Origin of the sequence: Polynucleobacter sphagniphilus (assembly GCF_029892205.1) — a bacterium.
Classification (GTDB): domain Bacteria; phylum Pseudomonadota; class Gammaproteobacteria; order Burkholderiales; family Burkholderiaceae; genus Polynucleobacter; species Polynucleobacter sphagniphilus.
On record NZ_JARXVX010000002.1, the window covers coordinates 437976 to 452801 of the forward strand.

The following is a 14826-nucleotide window of genomic DNA, read 5'->3' on the forward strand; positions in this document are numbered from 1 at the left end:
ATGGAGCGGGGAAACACTTAAAAACTATTTATAAAATAGGTAGTGCGATATGAATGGGAAAATTTTAGACACTAGGCTCTTTTTGATAGAAGTGCCAACCAGCGATCAGCGTTCTTATTGTCACTATTGCAAGATGTAAAATCGGTTACAACCCGGGCCGCTCGTTCAAGCAGCTGAATATCAGCTTCATGCTGGCGCGCAACATGTGGATCCTCTAGAAATAGTATTCGACTACACCTCCTATCAAGTACCAGATCTGCAATTTGGGCATCGCCACCCATTGGACCACTCAAGCAAGCAGTCACCCATCCATCCCCCTCCTTGCCGCCCTTCATCTGTTTAGCTAATTCATTCAGCAACCCACCAGTTGTACCTGTTGCATAGCGCACCTTAAAGCGATCGAGTAATTCAAAATGCTTTTCTGCCAACCTGAGCATTTCTGGCTTCATAGCATCATGTGAAATTAATGCAATTCCCTGGCTCCCGTATGCAAAGCAAGGATCTAGGACTGGGTTCGTTTTCCCGGTCAAATTCATTGCCTCCAATTCAATCCACTCTCTTGCGCCAGCTAGTGTCGATAAAAAAGGTTTCCCATGAATAACGCACTGGCGCTTAAGCGCGATGGCCTCAGGAAAAGCTGAGGAAGGATCAACTGGGTCCATTAAATAAATAATGGCATCTAAGGACTTGGCTGGCTCTGGATCCACAATCCTCGCAACCAAACGCATTAAACCACCATCATGCCCGTAAGGGAGGCGTTCAATATCCGGGTAGTCCGTTAATAAATCATAGACCTTCATGCTATCCATAGTTCTACCGACTACCGAAAAATGTGGTTTCAAAACTTCGGTGATGGAAGCTTTGGACCCATTCAAAAGCTGTACCAAGGTCGAGTTCGGCAAATCCTGATGAGCCCTATTAGCAACTAAACCAATTCGATACGGGGAATGTTCTTGAGCCATTACATCATTAGGATTGCTTAAGCCAGCTTAATCCATCCTCAGTCTTTCCCCTGGGCCGATACTCACAACCCACCCAACCCTCATAGCCCATTTCATCAAACAACTTAAATAGGAATGGGTAATTTACTTCGCCATCATCCGGTTCATTTCTACTGGGGACACTGGCTATTTGAATATGTCCGATATTCTTAAAGTACCTTTTAAAAGTCATAGCCAAATCACCCTCCATAATTTGAGCATGATAGAAATCCATTTGAACTCTGACATTAGACTCGCCACACTCAGCAAGAAGTTCATGTGCTTGAGCTTGGGTGTTGAGAAAATAACCTGGCATATCACGTGTATTAATTGGCTCAAGCAATAGATTGAGCTTATGCTTAGCCAACTCCCTTGCAGCAAACTTCATATTTGATAAATATGTTCTGCTATGCAGTGTCAAATCAGAGTTCGCAGGAATTAAGCCTGCCATCATATGCAATTGCGGCGTTCCCAATGCTATCGCATATTCAATCGCCTTTACAACCCCAGCGCGAAACTCATCCTCTCTTCCAGGTAATGCTGAAATACCCCTCTCACCTCCAGCCCAGTTACCCGGAGGAAGATTAAATAAGACATTTTTTAACTTGTTTTCTTTAAGCCATTGACCTACATCGGCAGGTGGATAATCATAAGGAAACAGAAACTCCACGGCATCAAATCCAGCTTTTGCAGCAGCGGGAAATCGAGCTGGAAACTCATACTCGTTAAAAATCATCGTTAAATTGGCGGCAAACTTTGGCACTGATATACCCTTGAGCAAAAATGATTAAATATCGAGGTTGAACTGTTTTTTTAAATCTTGAATCTGCGTCTCATTCAATGGACGAGTCTCAACTCCCTTAAGGAGCAAAAATAGCTTAGCCGTCTCCTCTAGCTCTTCTGCAGCATTAACGGCAGATTCAATGGAGTTAGCAGAAACAACTGGGCCGTGGTTAGCTAGCAGTACCGAAGAATTTTTGACGGCTAAGCTTTCAATTACCGAAGCTAAGTCAGGATCACCTGGGCGGTGATATGGAGCTAATGGTAGGCGCCCCACCTTCATTGCAAAGTAAGGAGTGAGAAGAGGTATGCAGCTATCATGATTTAATCCACACATACATGAAACTGCAGTGGAATAGGTTGAGTGCAAATGCACAATCGCTTTTGCGCCACTGCGGGTCTTATACATTGCACGATGTAAAAACGCTTCTTTAGAGGGTGGCAATCCGCTGACCATGTTGCCATCCCAATCTAATTTAGTAAGGGTGGCGGGATCTAAACGACCTAGAGACGCGTTAGTTGGAGTCAAAAGCCAACCATCATCCAAGCGAACACTTAAGTTGCCGCTACTGCCAGCGGTAAGCCCTCTGTCAAAAATGGATTTTCCAAACTCAACTATTTTTTCACGTTGCTTTGACTCTTCAGACTGAGCGTTAATAGAAATCATCATTGAATGTAATCCCAGGCTTCATTAAAAAATTGAGGGCCACCAAAGTTACCGGACTTTAATGCCAGCACCAAGGACTCATTATCTGACTGTTCAAAAACAGCCTTGGTCCAAGGTACTCCCGGGGCAATCTCAGGACCAATTCTCAAGCCAGAGATGCCGAGTGCCTTCACTACCGCACCAGAAGTCTCGCCACCGGCCACAATTAACTGACCAACACCAAGCTTGATAAGGCCTTGAGTAATTTGTGCAAGAGCATGCTCTACCATCTCGCCCGCTTTATCTGCACCCACTTTCTCCTGAATACTTTTCACGACATCTGGAGCTGACGTGGCATAGATTAAGAGCGGGCCTTTTGCAATATTTTCAGATGCCCAAGCAAGCGCTTCTGCAACCACATCTTTACCATCGAACAAGGAAATGGGGTCAACAAAATATGCGGGAGATTTTTCTTTCATGACCCGCACTTGCTCTTGAGTAGCTAAAGAACAGCTACCTGCAATAACTGCTTTGAGGCCGCGAACAGCCCCCAGCTTATTGGCATCTTCAGTAATTTTAAGTAGGCCTTTTTTTCTAAAGTTCTCTGGCAATCCTATAGCTATTCCAGAGCCGCCCGTGACTAAAGACAAATCGGCACAGGCTGCACCAATGCTATATAGATCAGCATCAGAAAGCGCATCCACTATCGAAAATTGATACCCCTCTTTTTGCAAATCAGCGAAACGCTGATCAATTAGACTGGCACCGCCCTTAACAAAAGTGTAATCCGTAAGTCCAACTTTTCCTTTTACTTGCGCTTGCAGTACTCGCACCAAGTTTGAATCTGTCATAGGAGTAAGAGGATGATTGCGCATACCCGACTCACTTAATAGCTCATCACCAACAAACAAATGCCCCTTGTAAATGCTTCGCTTATTGGCCGGGAATGCTGGACAAGCAATTGTAAATTTTGCATTGAGCGCTTTCATTAAAGTCTCAGTTACTGGACCAATATTACCCTTTGAAGTTGAGTCAAATGTTGAGCAGTACTTAAAGTAATACTGCCGGCAACCTTGCTTTTTTAACCACTGTAAAGCACGCAGTGATTCTTCAACGGCATCCGCTGCTGGGTTTGTGCGGGACTTCAAAGCAATTACGATTGCATCAAAATCATCTGGTGCTGGCTCAGTAGGGACACCAATTAATTGGATTGTCTTCATCCCAGACTTGACTAGCATGCCAGCCAAATCAGTACCGCCTGTGAAATCATCTGCAATGCAACCCAACAATACAGCCATAAGTAAATATCTTTTCTTCTAAATAATTTATTTTTTAACTGGAAGCTCAATTCCAGGGAATATTTTGATTACCGCTGAATCATCCTCTCTCCCAAATCCTGCAGTCGATGCTTGCATAAACATTTGGTGAGCCGTTGAGCTCAGCGGCAATGGAAACTTACTTGCCCTAGCCGTATCTAAAACCAATCCCAAATCTTTAACAAAGATATCTACTGCAGATAGTGGGGTGTAATCGGCGGCCAGCACGTGAGCCATACGATTCTCAAACATCCAACTATTGCCAGCGCTATTAGTGATCACTTCATATAGTGAGTCTGCATTAACCCCTTCACGCAAGCCCAATGCCATAGCTTCAGCAGCAGCTGCAATATGAACGCCTGCTAACAACTGATTGATGATCTTCACTTTGCTACCAGCACCAGCACTATCACCCAGGCGATAGACTTTAGCAGCCATCGCCTCTAATGCGCCACTTACTTTGGCATAAGCCTGCGGTTTGCCAGCGCTCATAATAGTCATCTCGCCAGAAGCAGCCTTTGCGGCGCCTCCTGAGATCGGGGAATCTAGGTACAGTATTCCCATATCATTTAAGCGCTCCTCTAATGCGACAGACCAATGAGGATCAACCGTAGAACACATCACAAAAACGGAATCCTTTTTCATTGCATTTGCTGCACCATTTTTGCCGAATAACACTTCTTCTGTTTGTGCGGCATTGACTACAACACTCACCAGAATGTCGCAATGCTTAGCTACTTCTGCTGGGGACGAACATGCAACGCCGCCATCTTTAACAAATTCTTCGGCAGCTTCTCTACGAACATCGGCAACATAGACTTCATAACCTGCACGCCGCAACGAACCCGCCATTCCACGTCCCATTGCACCAAGACCAATAACACCAACGGATTTTTTCTGGGAACTCATTTTTTACCTTTTAAATAAAAAGTGCCATCGCTATCCAATGCAGATGGCACTTAATTTACTGAACGCTTACTTGTTGACTAATTTCGCAGGGAATTTAAGAACTGCAAAAGATCCAATAATTAGCACGCCAGAAATAACGTAAAGTCCAATATTCGAAGAGCCCGTTGCGTCCTTAATAGCACCAATCAAAAATGGTGCAAAAAAGCCAGAAAGATTTCCAACGGAGTTAATTGCAGCAATACCTGCGGCTGCAGATGCCCCAGCCAGGAAAGATGTTGGCAATGCCCAGAATAATGGCGTAGCTGACAATACACCAGCAGCCGCTAAGGTCAAAAAGGCAACTGCAATTTCAGTATTTGTTGTACCAGCAAGTGCACTTCCAGTTAAACCAATCGCGCCCATATACATCGGTACAACCAAATGCCAACGGCGTTCACGAGTTTTATCCGATCTACGACCAAAGAGAATCATGGAAATCACTGCTGCACCATAAGGAATTGCAGTAAATAAGCCAATATTCAATACTCCCTTGATGCCAGCAGTCTTAATTAATGTTGGCAAGAAGAAGGTTAGTCCGTATTGACCCATCACGATACAGAAGTACACCACGATACCAAGCCAAAGACGTCCATCCTTAAGAATCGCACCGAATGAACCATGGTCTACTTTAGTTTGCTGATCAGATTCAATATCGGCAGCTAACAATGCTTTTTCTTTCGCATTAAGCCACTTTGCATTTTTAATATTGTCATCCAGGTAAATGAAAACGATCACAGCCAAAACCACTGCTGGGATTGCCTCAAGCATAAACATCCATTGCCATCCAGTAAGGCCATTAAGACCAGCAACTGACTCCATGATCCAACCAGATAGAGGGCCGCCAATTAATCCTGCTAAAGGAATTGCAGCCATAAAGATTGAAACAATTTTTGAGCGGCGTTGCGATGGGAACCAGTATGTGAGGTACAAAATGATGCCAGGAAAGAAGCCAGCCTCGGCCAAGCCCAGTAAAAAGCGCATGATGTAGAAGGAGCTTGGTGTACTTACAAACATGCAGGCACCAGAAACTATTGCCCAAGTCACCATAATTCGAGCAATCCATACTCGGGCGCCTACTCTATGCAGGATGATGTTGCTAGGCACTTCGAAAATGAAATATCCAAAGAAGAATACGCCCGCACCAAAACCATAAACTGCCTCACTAAAACCTAAGTCAGTCAACATTTGCAATTTAGCAAAACCAACGTTGACTCGGTCAAGATATGCCACGATGTAGCAAATCATGAGCAAAGGCATGATGCGCCATGCGACTTTCTTATAAGTTAAATCTTCAAAGGCACTCGGGGTACCCGTACTTGCAGTAGTCATTACTGTCTCCCTGTGAGGCTAAATTAAATTAGCGTTTATTTTTCTGTAAGATACTATACAACTTTTATACAACTTAACCATAGGGATCCTAATCATAAAAAATATAGGGGTCAACGATTTATATCTAGCTTTTACCCTAATAAGTTGTATACTTTTTCTAATTTAAATTAGACAACTTTTCATATCGTTGCTCATGAGTCAATTTCTGGAACTAGCAAACATAGAAATTAAAAAAAGCCACTTCTCAGCAGGAGGCCTTGGTTCGCGTATTGCCAATACGCTGCTGACTCAATTTCATGCAAACAATTTAAGTCCAAGAACTCGTCTTCCCTCTGAATCAACTATTGCTAAACACTTCAAGGTAAGCAGAACAGTAGTTCGTGAAGCAATTGCTACCCTCAAGACTGATGGGGTTTTGGAGTCTCGTAAAGGTAGCGGCACTTTTATTGGAGAAAAGTTCAAACCCAATCCAGAAATGGTGAATGAGGTCACCGAACAATCTGTGCATGCGCTGCAAGACATTATTGAAGTGCGAAGAGGGATTGAATCTGAGATAGCAGCACTAGCTGCAGTTCGACGAACGCCAGGGCAACTCTCAGACATTGAAGATGCTCTTAGAAAAATTGAAAAAGCAACGAATGCAGGAGAATGTGGTGTTGAAGAGGATGTACGTTTTCACATGCTGATTGCTCAGGCAACCGGAAATCCTTATTGGCTCAAGTTTGTAGATACTTTTTCCTATTCTCTTCGGGCAGCCACCAGTGTTACTAGAGCCAATGAGGATCGAAGAGTAGACTTTGCGCTACAAGTTCAAGAGGAACATGAAGCAATAGTTGCAGCAATTGCCTCTGGAAATGCCGATTTGGCCCGCCAAGCTGCCAGTAGGCATATGATCAATGCTGCAGAGAGACTTAAATTCGCCGACAGAAGCTTCTGGAAAGAAGAAGGTAGTGCTTTAGCACGAGATATTGTTGAAAATATCCCGAAGTCTTAACTATATTAGGTCTTAGCTCTTCAACTCATCTTCAATATAAGCCTGCACAATACTTTCAAAATTAGGATCTGCTTTTAAACCGAAGCTCTTGGCTCTGCTGGCATCCCAAGATCCAGGCCAACTTCTGACAATGGCCTCTACCTTTGGATCTGGCTCCATTGAAATTCTTGAAGCCACTTCTTCACCTGCAACCTTACAAAGCGCTTCGATCATTTCACCCACGCTGACCGATACGCCAGGAAGATTGATTGATTTATTTAAGCCCAAAACACTTGAATGTAAATCATGGCCAGCAATTAAAGATTCAATAGCATATCGCGGGGAGAGTAACCAGATCCGTAATTCTGATGAAACTGGGCAAATAGATGACTTGCCATTTAAAGGTTCACGAATAATGCCGCTTGCAAAAGAAGATGCCGCTTTATTGGGAGCGCCTGGGCGAACGCTGATTGTGGGTAAACGCAATACTCTGCCATCCACAAAACCTTTTCGAGTGTAGTCATTAAGCAAAAATTCACAAATGGCTTTTTGCGCTCCATAGGATGATTGTGGATTAAGTGCTGTTGTATCTAATACAACTTCTGGGAGGGAGCCGCCGTAAACCGCAACAGAGCTAGTAAAGATGATTTTTGGTTTATGCCCTACTTCACAACAAGTCTCTAGCAATAGACGGGCTGCATCCAAATTGATACGCATACCCAAATCAAAGTCAGCCTCAGCCTGTCCACTCACTATTGCAGCTAAATGGAATATCGATTTGATGTCAGGAGTAATTAAACCTTTGATTAGTTTAGGATCGGCGATATCACCCGCGATTACCTGAACACGGGAATCCCCAAAATCATTGGCCTGAACCACGTCAACAAGAATTAGCTCATCAATTTTTTGAACCATACCCTCAGAATCTTTCAGGGAACCCTGATTCAACAATTGCTTAGCAAGTTTTTGCCCCAAGAAACCAGCCCCACCAGTAATTAATACCTTCATAATCAGCGTCTCTAATCTTTTATTGATGCGAAATGTTTAATTTAACAGAGATCGATACTAACAAGCCTCTAGTAAACTTCTTGCTAATAAATGCAAAAAAATCATGATGAGACTTCGATTTGGATAGAGAAACTAAAGGGCTTTGGCTCGGCCTGGTAGGTGTAGTCATTTTTAGCATGACATTGCCTGCAACAAAAATGGCGGTGTCAGATTTTGGAGCCGTGCCACTGTCTTTTTACAGAGCCACTATCGCAGGGTTGGCAACCTTAATTTACCTGCTAATCAAAAATATTTCACTTCCGAAAAGAAATGGTCTTCCAACTCTTGCAATCATTTCTGTTCTAATTTCGTTTGTTTTTCCGATTTCCATTGCGATGGCAATGCAGAACTTGCCATCCTCTCATGGTGGAATTGTTCTAGGCATCTCTCCACTACTCACCGCCTTATTCGCGACGCTGCGTTTTGGCGAAAGGCCGTCACGTGGATTTTGGATTACTGCAATTATTGGTAGTGGATTGGTTATTGCGTTTTCCATTAAACAAAGTGATGGCACTCTACAAGCAAGCGATATTGCCCTCTTGCTCTCTGCTGCCTCAGCCTCCTATGGTTATGCTGAGGCAGGTAATCTTTCACATAAAATGGGTGGCATAGCAGTCATCTCGTGGGTAGCTATTATTACCCTTATACCCAGCTTGCCAATTGCTATTTACTACCTCACCCAAGCGGCGACTTCTATTACACCTATTATGGATGCGTCATTGCAAGCATGGATGGCGCTGATATTTGTGAGCGTTTTCTCTGCTTATGTTGGCAATATCTTTTGGTACACCGGCCTATCTATGGGCGGCATAGCTCATGTCGGACAGGTACAACTTTTACAACCTTTTTGTACTCTCGCGCTATCGAGTGTTTTGGTATTTGAACCTTTAACAATCAGTAACATCTTCTTTGCAAGCGCGGTTTTAATAGTTGTAGCCATTGGCAAAAGAATGCCAGTGATAAAAGTAAAAACTTAAGCAGGCGCTATACCCAAAATATCGATCATTTTTGGCACGGTTGATTCTGGATCACTTCTAACTACAGCATTTGCATACATTTTTCCAGCCGTTTTAGCCATCTCAGACGAAGCGTTGTGCTCTTTAGCCATCGCCAAGTAATATTCAATATCCTTAGAAGCATTGGAAATGGTAAATCGAAAACTTGCGTCATCTTGCTCAAGAATATAGGGCTGAAAACGCCGCATAATCGTACCCTCGCCGGCACCCTTGGAAAGGACTGCGAGTAACGAATTCATGTCAATATCGGCAGCCTTTGCACAGGCAACCGCCTCAGCCATTACGGCAGAAAAACCAAGAGCGACAAAATTATGAATTAGCTTTAAACGATGTCCATAGCTTAATGGTCCAACGTGCTCAATATTTTCTGCAAAGCACTGAAAAATTGGTAGGCATTGATCAAATAATTCCTGACTTGCACCAACCAATAGATTAAGCCGGCCTTCTTCCGCCTCTTTTGGAGTGCGAGCCAAAGCCGCATCCAAGTAATACGCGTTCTTCCCCTCAATATCCGCAGCAATTCTTAAGGTTGATTCTGGGATGGATGTACTACAGTCAATGACGATCGTTCCAGGCAGTATGCTTTCCAATAGGCCATCCTCACCGTAGATGATTTGCTCAACTTCAGGCGTTCCTGTAACACACAACAGAATGACTTGTGAATCATGAGCTAGCTGAGCCTTTGTAATCTTCTTGCTTCCGCCGCTTGAAATAACCCTATCCTCGAAATAGCCGGGACGACGGGTATAAAAATTTACCGCATATCCACGCTTTATTAAGTTGATAGCTATAGCATTACCCATTTTGCCAATGCCGATGATTCCAATTTTTTTCATAGCCTTTTTATCCTCTTTGCTATCCACCCAGTTGATAAAATCTATTTTAAGTACTTCTGAATAAATAAACCCCCACCATTTCTGATGGGCCCACCAGGACTTGAAGCTAGGAGCTAAGGATTTTTTAGAACAACCGTCTAACGCCTCATTACCCCAAAGCACTTTTAGAGGAATGGTGATTAACCGAAGTCATGCTTATCAAATTACTGGAGCGGGTGAAGGGAGTCGAACCCTCGTCTCTAGCTTGGGAAGCTAGGGTAATAGCCGTTATACGACACCCGCAGCAGAAGAGTGATAGCGGGTTAATTTAATAGCAAATGATTCATGCGTTTTACAAAACCTGCTGGATCATTTAACTGCCCACCCTCCGCCAAGAGGGCCTGATCGAACAAGAGATTAGTCCACTCATCAAATTTCTGATCGTCATCTTTTAGTTTTGATAACAATGGATGTTCTGGATTAATTTCTAAGATGGGCTTCATATCTGGCGCATTTTGACCGGCAGCCTTTAGCATTCGCAATAAATTTCCAGAAAGCTCATTTTCATCAGCAATCAAGCAGGCAGGGGAATCGGTCAAGCGGAATGTAACACGCACATCCTTTGCCTTATTCTCCAAGACCTTCTTCATACGATCAACCAGGTCTTTGAATTGCTTCTCAGTTTCCTCGTGCTCTTTCTTTTCTTTTTCATCACTCAGACTTCCCAAGTCTAAGTCACCCTTGGCAATAGATGCCAACTGCTTACCATCAAATTCGGTGATAAATGAGAGCATCCACTCATCTACACGATCAGACAGCAAAAGCACTTCAACACCCTTCTTGCGGAAGATTTCTAAATGCGGACTATTTTTAGCAGCATTAAATGATTCGCCAGTGACATAGTAAATTTTGTCCTGCCCTTCTTTCATACGAGAAACATACTCAGCTAAGGACACGGTTTGCTCTGAAGAATCAGTATGGGTGCTTGCAAAACGAAGAAGCTTGAAAATACGCTCTTGGTTCGCTTGATCCTCACCTACACCCTCTTTAAGGACCTGACCAAACTGGGTCCAGAAAGTGCGATATTTCTCCTTTTTGCCCTCATCTTCGCTGCTAGCTAATTCTTCAAGCATACTCAAAACACGCTTAGTAGAGCTTTCCCGTATCACTTTGATATCACGAGACTCTTGCAAGATTTCTCGAGAGACATTCAAAGGCAAATCAGCCGAATCAATCACGCCAGTAACAAAGCGAAGATACATTGGCATCAGCTTCTCAGCGTCATCCATAATGAAAATACGCTTCACATAAAGCTTAATACCACCCCGCTTATTGCGATCCCACAGATCAAATGGTGCACGCGCTGGTACATAGAGCAGCTGCGTAAATTCGCTTCTACCCTCGACTCGATTCAATGAATAGCACAAGGGATTCTCATAATCATGAGATAGGTGCTTATAAAACTCGTTATATTGATCTTCTGTAATCTCTGTTTTATTTCGAGCCCACAGTGCCGATGATTGATTGATGCCTTCAAACTCATCCCGAATCACCTGCTCTTTTTTATCTTCATCCCACTCTTCCTTGCGCATTTGAATTGGCAAAGAAATATGGTCTGAATACTTGCGAATAATCGATTTAAGATTGTATGAGTTGAGGAAGTCATCCTCACCTTCGCGCAGATGTAGGGTAATTGAAGTTCCACGTTGCGGGCGGTCGATGGTTTCGATTGTAAATACACCAGAACCATCAGACTCCCAACGAACACCATCAGATGGAGGAAGTCCAGCTCGACGAGTCTCTACAGTGATTCGGTCGGCCACGATAAATCCAGAATAAAAGCCCACACCGAATTGACCAATTAAAGCTGCATCTTTTTGCTGATCGCCAGAGAGCTTAGCAAAGAACTCTTTTGTGCCCGAGCGTGCAATCGTACCCAGATTGTTGATGACCTCTTCCCTACTCATGCCAATTCCATTGTCAGAAATGGTTACTGTTTTGCTGGCCTTATCAAATTCGACCTTAATCTTCAGCTCTGGGTCATCCCCATACCAGTCTGGGTGAGCAATTCCCTCAAAGCGCAACTTATCAGCAGCATCTGAAGCATTCGAGATAAGCTCACGTAAGAAAATTTCTTTATTGGAATATAAGGAGTGGATCATCAACTGCAAAAGCTGCTTTACTTCCGCTTGAAATCCAAGTGTTTCTTTTGTAGCAACAGTCATTTTTTCATTTCCCATAAAAGAATAATCAACCTTATTTGGGGATATTGTTGGCGATTTCAAGACCCCAAAAAGCCTTTGAACGCCTATTCGAGGGAGCCTGAGTCCTGGTCGCAAGGGTCTTCCAACAGAATTTCTTTCCGACTTCTCTTTTGCAGGTATTCCAGAATCAAGCGCTTTAGCTTGGGTCTGGTAATGGGCTCCCGGGTATTTTCCTGGGGCTCTAAATGGTCAGCATCGAGCATTTTATTTTCTCCATTAGGTCAGTTTGCTATTAAATTCCCTGAAGATGACAGCAGTAAATAACCCTTTTTTGAATGGGGAATATTTGCCGTCATTTATTTATTTATGGGCAAAAAAATCTAATTTCAAGCCCCTTGAAATCTAAAAAATTAACCCTTAAGTATTGCTTAACTGGATGCCTTCGGGGTCCAGGAAATTGTGAACTTGCTTAATTTAAGGAGAAAACGATGTCTTATCCATTTGGTAGAAATGTTTTACTAAGCTCTGTTGGCTTTGATCGCCTGATTAATGCGATTGAAGAAATGAATTCCGGAGAAACGCTCAACAAAGCGCTAAGCTACCCTCCATACAACATCATCAAGAAAAATGAACGCGACTATGCAATAGAAATTGCAGTGGCTGGCTTTAAAAATGATGAGCTTGATATTACCGCCGAGGGTAATAAACTCACGGTTATCGGCAAAGTGAAGACTGAGCAAACAGGAGAATACCTATACAAAGGAATTGCTAATCGGGATTTTAGCCACGACTTTACATTGGCAGAGACTGTGATTGTGCGCTCTGCAGATATCGAGAATGGCTTGCTCATTATCAAGTTAGAAAATGTGATTCCCGAAGAAAAACTGCCGCGTAAGATTTTGATTGGTGGCAACTCAAAGTTTGCTATTGAGGAAGTCAAAGAAGCGGCATAAAGAAGATCGGCTGACTCAGAAATATCTGGGCTAGCCAATTACTTAAAAACTGCATTGATAAATACCTATTCTCGGTAGGCTTCTGTAGAATAAAGTCAATGAAGTCAACGATCAAAATAGATTACGTATCCGATGTAGCTTGCCCTTGGTGCGCCGTGGGCTTAGGTAATCTCAATCAAGCTATGGCCGCATTAAGTGAGAGGGTAAATTTTGAAGTTCATTTTCGCCCATTTGAACTTAACCCCAACATGGCCCAAGGCGGTCAAGATGCCATAGAACACCTTACTGAAAAATATGGCTTGGCCGTGGAGCAAGTCAAAATCAATCAAGCCAATATAAGGACAAAGGCACTTGTAGCCGGATTTGAATTTCACCCTGATGGTCGAAAAAGGGTATACAACACTTTTCATGCGCACCGCTTGCTGTATTGGGCTGCCAAAGATCATGGCCTACAAAAGCAAGCAGTCTTAAAAAAAGAATTGCTGATTACCTACTTTTGCCTTGCAGTAAATCTAGATGATCATGCCAATGTATTGGATGCAGTTAATCGAGCGGGATTAGATATAGCTAGAGCACAACAGATACTAGAAGGAGAAGAATTTTCAAAAGAAGTTCGGGATGAAGAAGCTACTTATACAAACGCCGATATTCGCTCTGTACCCGCCATCATTCTAAATGATCGATATCTTTTACAGGGTGCTCAGGCTCCTCAGTCGTTCATAAACGCATTTGAGAAAATCATCCAAGATCATTAATACCAAAACCTCTCATCATTTCTGAAGAGCGTTTACTTTTTCTGGAGGGTACACCAGTACTTGATTAGAGGATCAAAGACTTCAATTTTGCGTAGCCCTCACTACTCCCTGGACTATGTCTTCATCATTTACTGATTCGGATCTTTGCTTAGGTGCGTGCCATCTCATCTCAACACTTCCAGCAGCACTTTCATACTGAAGCTTAGCTCGATGTTCACTGGAAACCAAAAACTTATGTTGATCGCACGGATGGGGAAGCTAGTCTCGAATAATTGACACCTGCCCAACAACACCCAATTAACTGAGGCTTAAAAAGCGAGAAATAGGTAGATAAAGCATCTTATAAATAACAATGGCTTCATCAAATACCCTGTTAAATGCAGCATTTTGTGTTTTGCGATTGCTGTTCGATAGCGCTAAGCCATACTTAGCTTCACGGTCATCGTAGTACTGCTGCAGAGCATCGTAGTCAATATTGGTAATGAGTCTTTGCCCAAGACTAGGGATGAAGTGCTCATTAATGATGCGGATGTAGTCTTTATAGATTGACTTACCCAAGCCACCTTTTATGGCTCGCTCCATCCGATCAATAGCTAATATAGCGATATCTTTAAAGCGCTTGGTAACCACTGGGATGCCAGAGCGTTTACGAATTTCTGCTTCTACCAATAGCTCTTTAGCCTTATTCACCGCTAAATCAAACTGGGTTTCTTTAGTTGTAGCTCTAATCCACTTGTTATCTACCTTATAGCGACATTGCCATACGGCACTATGCTCGCGCTGATAGAGGGTTAGGTTACGGTGTATGAGTTGATGTGTACTTTCTTTTTTATTTGACATACACATACTTTAGCTTCTGACACTAGGCTAGGACAATCTGATTGGAGGAAAAACAGTGATCAATTTAGCCAAAAGAAAGTGTGGCTAGTTGCGATGGTTTATGGGGAGATTTTGGGGGAATATGGGGGTGATGAACGTTACTTTAAACAATACTTAGAAAAACGATTGATTAATAATTTAACTACACTAGTTGCATATCGTATAGTATCAGTATACGATACATC

Annotated in this window: 14 protein-coding genes and 1 tRNA gene; 4 read left to right on the forward strand and 11 right to left on the reverse strand. The window is 43.0% G+C overall.

Annotated features, from left to right (window positions below):
- Window positions 1–71: 71 nt before the first annotated feature.
- The 6 genes from M2125_RS06585 to M2125_RS06610 all read right to left on the reverse strand — a co-directional run bounded on the left by M2125_RS06585 (window position 72) and on the right by M2125_RS06610 (window position 5999).
- Window positions 72–962 (reverse strand): methylglyoxal synthase, encoded by an 891-nt coding sequence (locus tag M2125_RS06585; protein ID WP_280742738.1) that lies wholly within the window; start codon window positions 960–962, stop codon window positions 72–74.
- Between the two features lie 7 nt (window positions 963–969).
- Entirely contained in the window at window positions 970–1743 is a 774-nt protein-coding gene (otnI, locus tag M2125_RS06590) for a 2-oxo-tetronate isomerase (RefSeq protein ID WP_280742739.1), read from the reverse strand.
- Window positions 1744–1767: 24 nt separating this feature from the next.
- Window positions 1768–2430: a 3-oxo-tetronate 4-phosphate decarboxylase gene (otnC, locus tag M2125_RS06595; protein WP_280742020.1), complete on the reverse strand. Its 663-nt coding sequence runs from the start codon at window positions 2428–2430 to the stop codon at window positions 1768–1770.
- Complete coding sequence (otnK, locus tag M2125_RS06600) at window positions 2427–3704, reverse strand: 3-oxo-tetronate kinase (RefSeq protein WP_280742019.1); 1278 nt, start codon at window positions 3702–3704, stop codon at window positions 2427–2429. Before otnK ends, otnC begins: the two co-directional genes overlap by 4 nt.
- 27 nt (window positions 3705–3731) lie before the next feature.
- Window positions 3732–4631, reverse strand: coding sequence for an L-threonate dehydrogenase (gene ltnD, locus M2125_RS06605; protein WP_280742740.1), 900 nt, complete (start codon window positions 4629–4631; stop codon window positions 3732–3734).
- Between the two features lie 66 nt (window positions 4632–4697).
- Window positions 4698–5999 carry an MFS transporter gene (locus tag M2125_RS06610; RefSeq protein WP_280742741.1) on the reverse strand — a complete coding sequence of 434 codons (1302 nt, stop codon included), beginning with the start codon at window positions 5997–5999 and terminating at the stop codon, window positions 4698–4700.
- A 193-nt stretch (window positions 6000–6192) separates the two neighbouring features.
- On the opposite strand from M2125_RS06610, the gene M2125_RS06615 reads away from it, so the two are divergent.
- Window positions 6193–6993, forward strand: coding sequence for a FadR/GntR family transcriptional regulator (locus tag M2125_RS06615; RefSeq protein WP_280742152.1), 801 nt, complete (start codon window positions 6193–6195; stop codon window positions 6991–6993).
- 12 nt (window positions 6994–7005) lie between these two features.
- Here the strand turns inward: M2125_RS06615 and denD are convergent, their stop codons facing one another.
- Window positions 7006–7980: a D-erythronate dehydrogenase gene (denD, locus tag M2125_RS06620; protein WP_280742742.1), complete on the reverse strand. Its 975-nt coding sequence runs from the start codon at window positions 7978–7980 to the stop codon at window positions 7006–7008.
- A gap of 119 nt (window positions 7981–8099) precedes the next feature.
- On the opposite strand from denD, the gene M2125_RS06625 reads away from it, so the two are divergent.
- Window positions 8100–8996: a DMT family transporter gene (locus M2125_RS06625; RefSeq protein WP_280742743.1), complete on the forward strand. Its 897-nt coding sequence runs from the start codon at window positions 8100–8102 to the stop codon at window positions 8994–8996.
- Here the strand turns inward: M2125_RS06625 and M2125_RS06630 are convergent.
- The 3 genes from M2125_RS06630 to htpG form a co-directional block, all read right to left on the reverse strand.
- Window positions 8993–9871, reverse strand: a complete 879-nt coding sequence (locus M2125_RS06630) for an NAD(P)-dependent oxidoreductase (protein WP_280742155.1) — start codon at window positions 9869–9871, stop codon at window positions 8993–8995. The genes M2125_RS06625 and M2125_RS06630 overlap by 4 nt on opposite strands.
- 207 nt (window positions 9872–10078) lie before the next feature.
- A tRNA-Gly gene (locus tag M2125_RS06635) sits at window positions 10079–10153 on the reverse strand.
- A gap of 20 nt (window positions 10154–10173) precedes the next feature.
- Window positions 10174–12075, reverse strand: coding sequence for a molecular chaperone HtpG (gene htpG / locus M2125_RS06640; protein ID WP_280742744.1), 1902 nt, complete (start codon window positions 12073–12075; stop codon window positions 10174–10176).
- A 467-nt stretch (window positions 12076–12542) separates the two neighbouring features.
- Here htpG and M2125_RS06645 point away from each other — a divergent pair, with 467 nt between their 5' ends.
- Both M2125_RS06645 and M2125_RS06650 read left to right on the forward strand, forming a co-directional pair.
- Window positions 12543–13007, forward strand: coding sequence for an Hsp20 family protein (locus tag M2125_RS06645; protein WP_076023914.1), 465 nt, complete (start codon window positions 12543–12545; stop codon window positions 13005–13007).
- Between the two features lie 98 nt (window positions 13008–13105).
- A complete protein-coding gene (locus tag M2125_RS06650) occupies window positions 13106–13762 on the forward strand; it encodes a DsbA family oxidoreductase (protein ID WP_280742745.1) in 657 nt (218 codons plus the stop codon).
- A gap of 297 nt (window positions 13763–14059) precedes the next feature.
- Here M2125_RS06650 and M2125_RS06655 read toward each other — a convergent pair whose 3' ends face one another.
- Window positions 14060–14602 (reverse strand): hypothetical protein, encoded by a 543-nt coding sequence (locus M2125_RS06655; protein ID WP_280742746.1) that lies wholly within the window; start codon window positions 14600–14602, stop codon window positions 14060–14062.
- Window positions 14603–14826: the final 224 nt, after the last annotated feature.

Coding starts and splice junctions, on each gene's coding strand:
- M2125_RS06645 (WP_076023914.1), top strand. CDS start 12,543: ATGTCTTATCCATTTGGTAGAAATGTTTTACTAAGCTCTGTTGGCTTT.
- htpG (WP_280742744.1), bottom strand. CDS start 12,075: ATGACTGTTGCTACAAAAGAAACACTTGGATTTCAAGCGGAAGTAAAG.
- M2125_RS06615 (WP_280742152.1), top strand. CDS start 6,193: ATGAGTCAATTTCTGGAACTAGCAAACATAGAAATTAAAAAAAGCCAC.
- M2125_RS06585 (WP_280742738.1), bottom strand. CDS start 962: ATGGCTCAAGAACATTCCCCGTATCGAATTGGTTTAGTTGCTAATAGG.
- M2125_RS06630 (WP_280742155.1), bottom strand. CDS start 9,871: ATGAAAAAAATTGGAATCATCGGCATTGGCAAAATGGGTAATGCTATA.
- otnC (WP_280742020.1), bottom strand. CDS start 2,430: ATGATGATTTCTATTAACGCTCAGTCTGAAGAGTCAAAGCAACGTGAA.
- ltnD (WP_280742740.1), bottom strand. CDS start 4,631: ATGAGTTCCCAGAAAAAATCCGTTGGTGTTATTGGTCTTGGTGCAATG.
- denD (WP_280742742.1), bottom strand. CDS start 7,980: ATGAAGGTATTAATTACTGGTGGGGCTGGTTTCTTGGGGCAAAAACTT.
- M2125_RS06650 (WP_280742745.1), top strand. CDS start 13,106: ATGAAGTCAACGATCAAAATAGATTACGTATCCGATGTAGCTTGCCCT.
- M2125_RS06610 (WP_280742741.1), bottom strand. CDS start 5,999: ATGACTACTGCAAGTACGGGTACCCCGAGTGCCTTTGAAGATTTAACT.
- otnK (WP_280742019.1), bottom strand. CDS start 3,704: ATGGCTGTATTGTTGGGTTGCATTGCAGATGATTTCACAGGCGGTACT.
- M2125_RS06655 (WP_280742746.1), bottom strand. CDS start 14,602: ATGTCAAATAAAAAAGAAAGTACACATCAACTCATACACCGTAACCTA.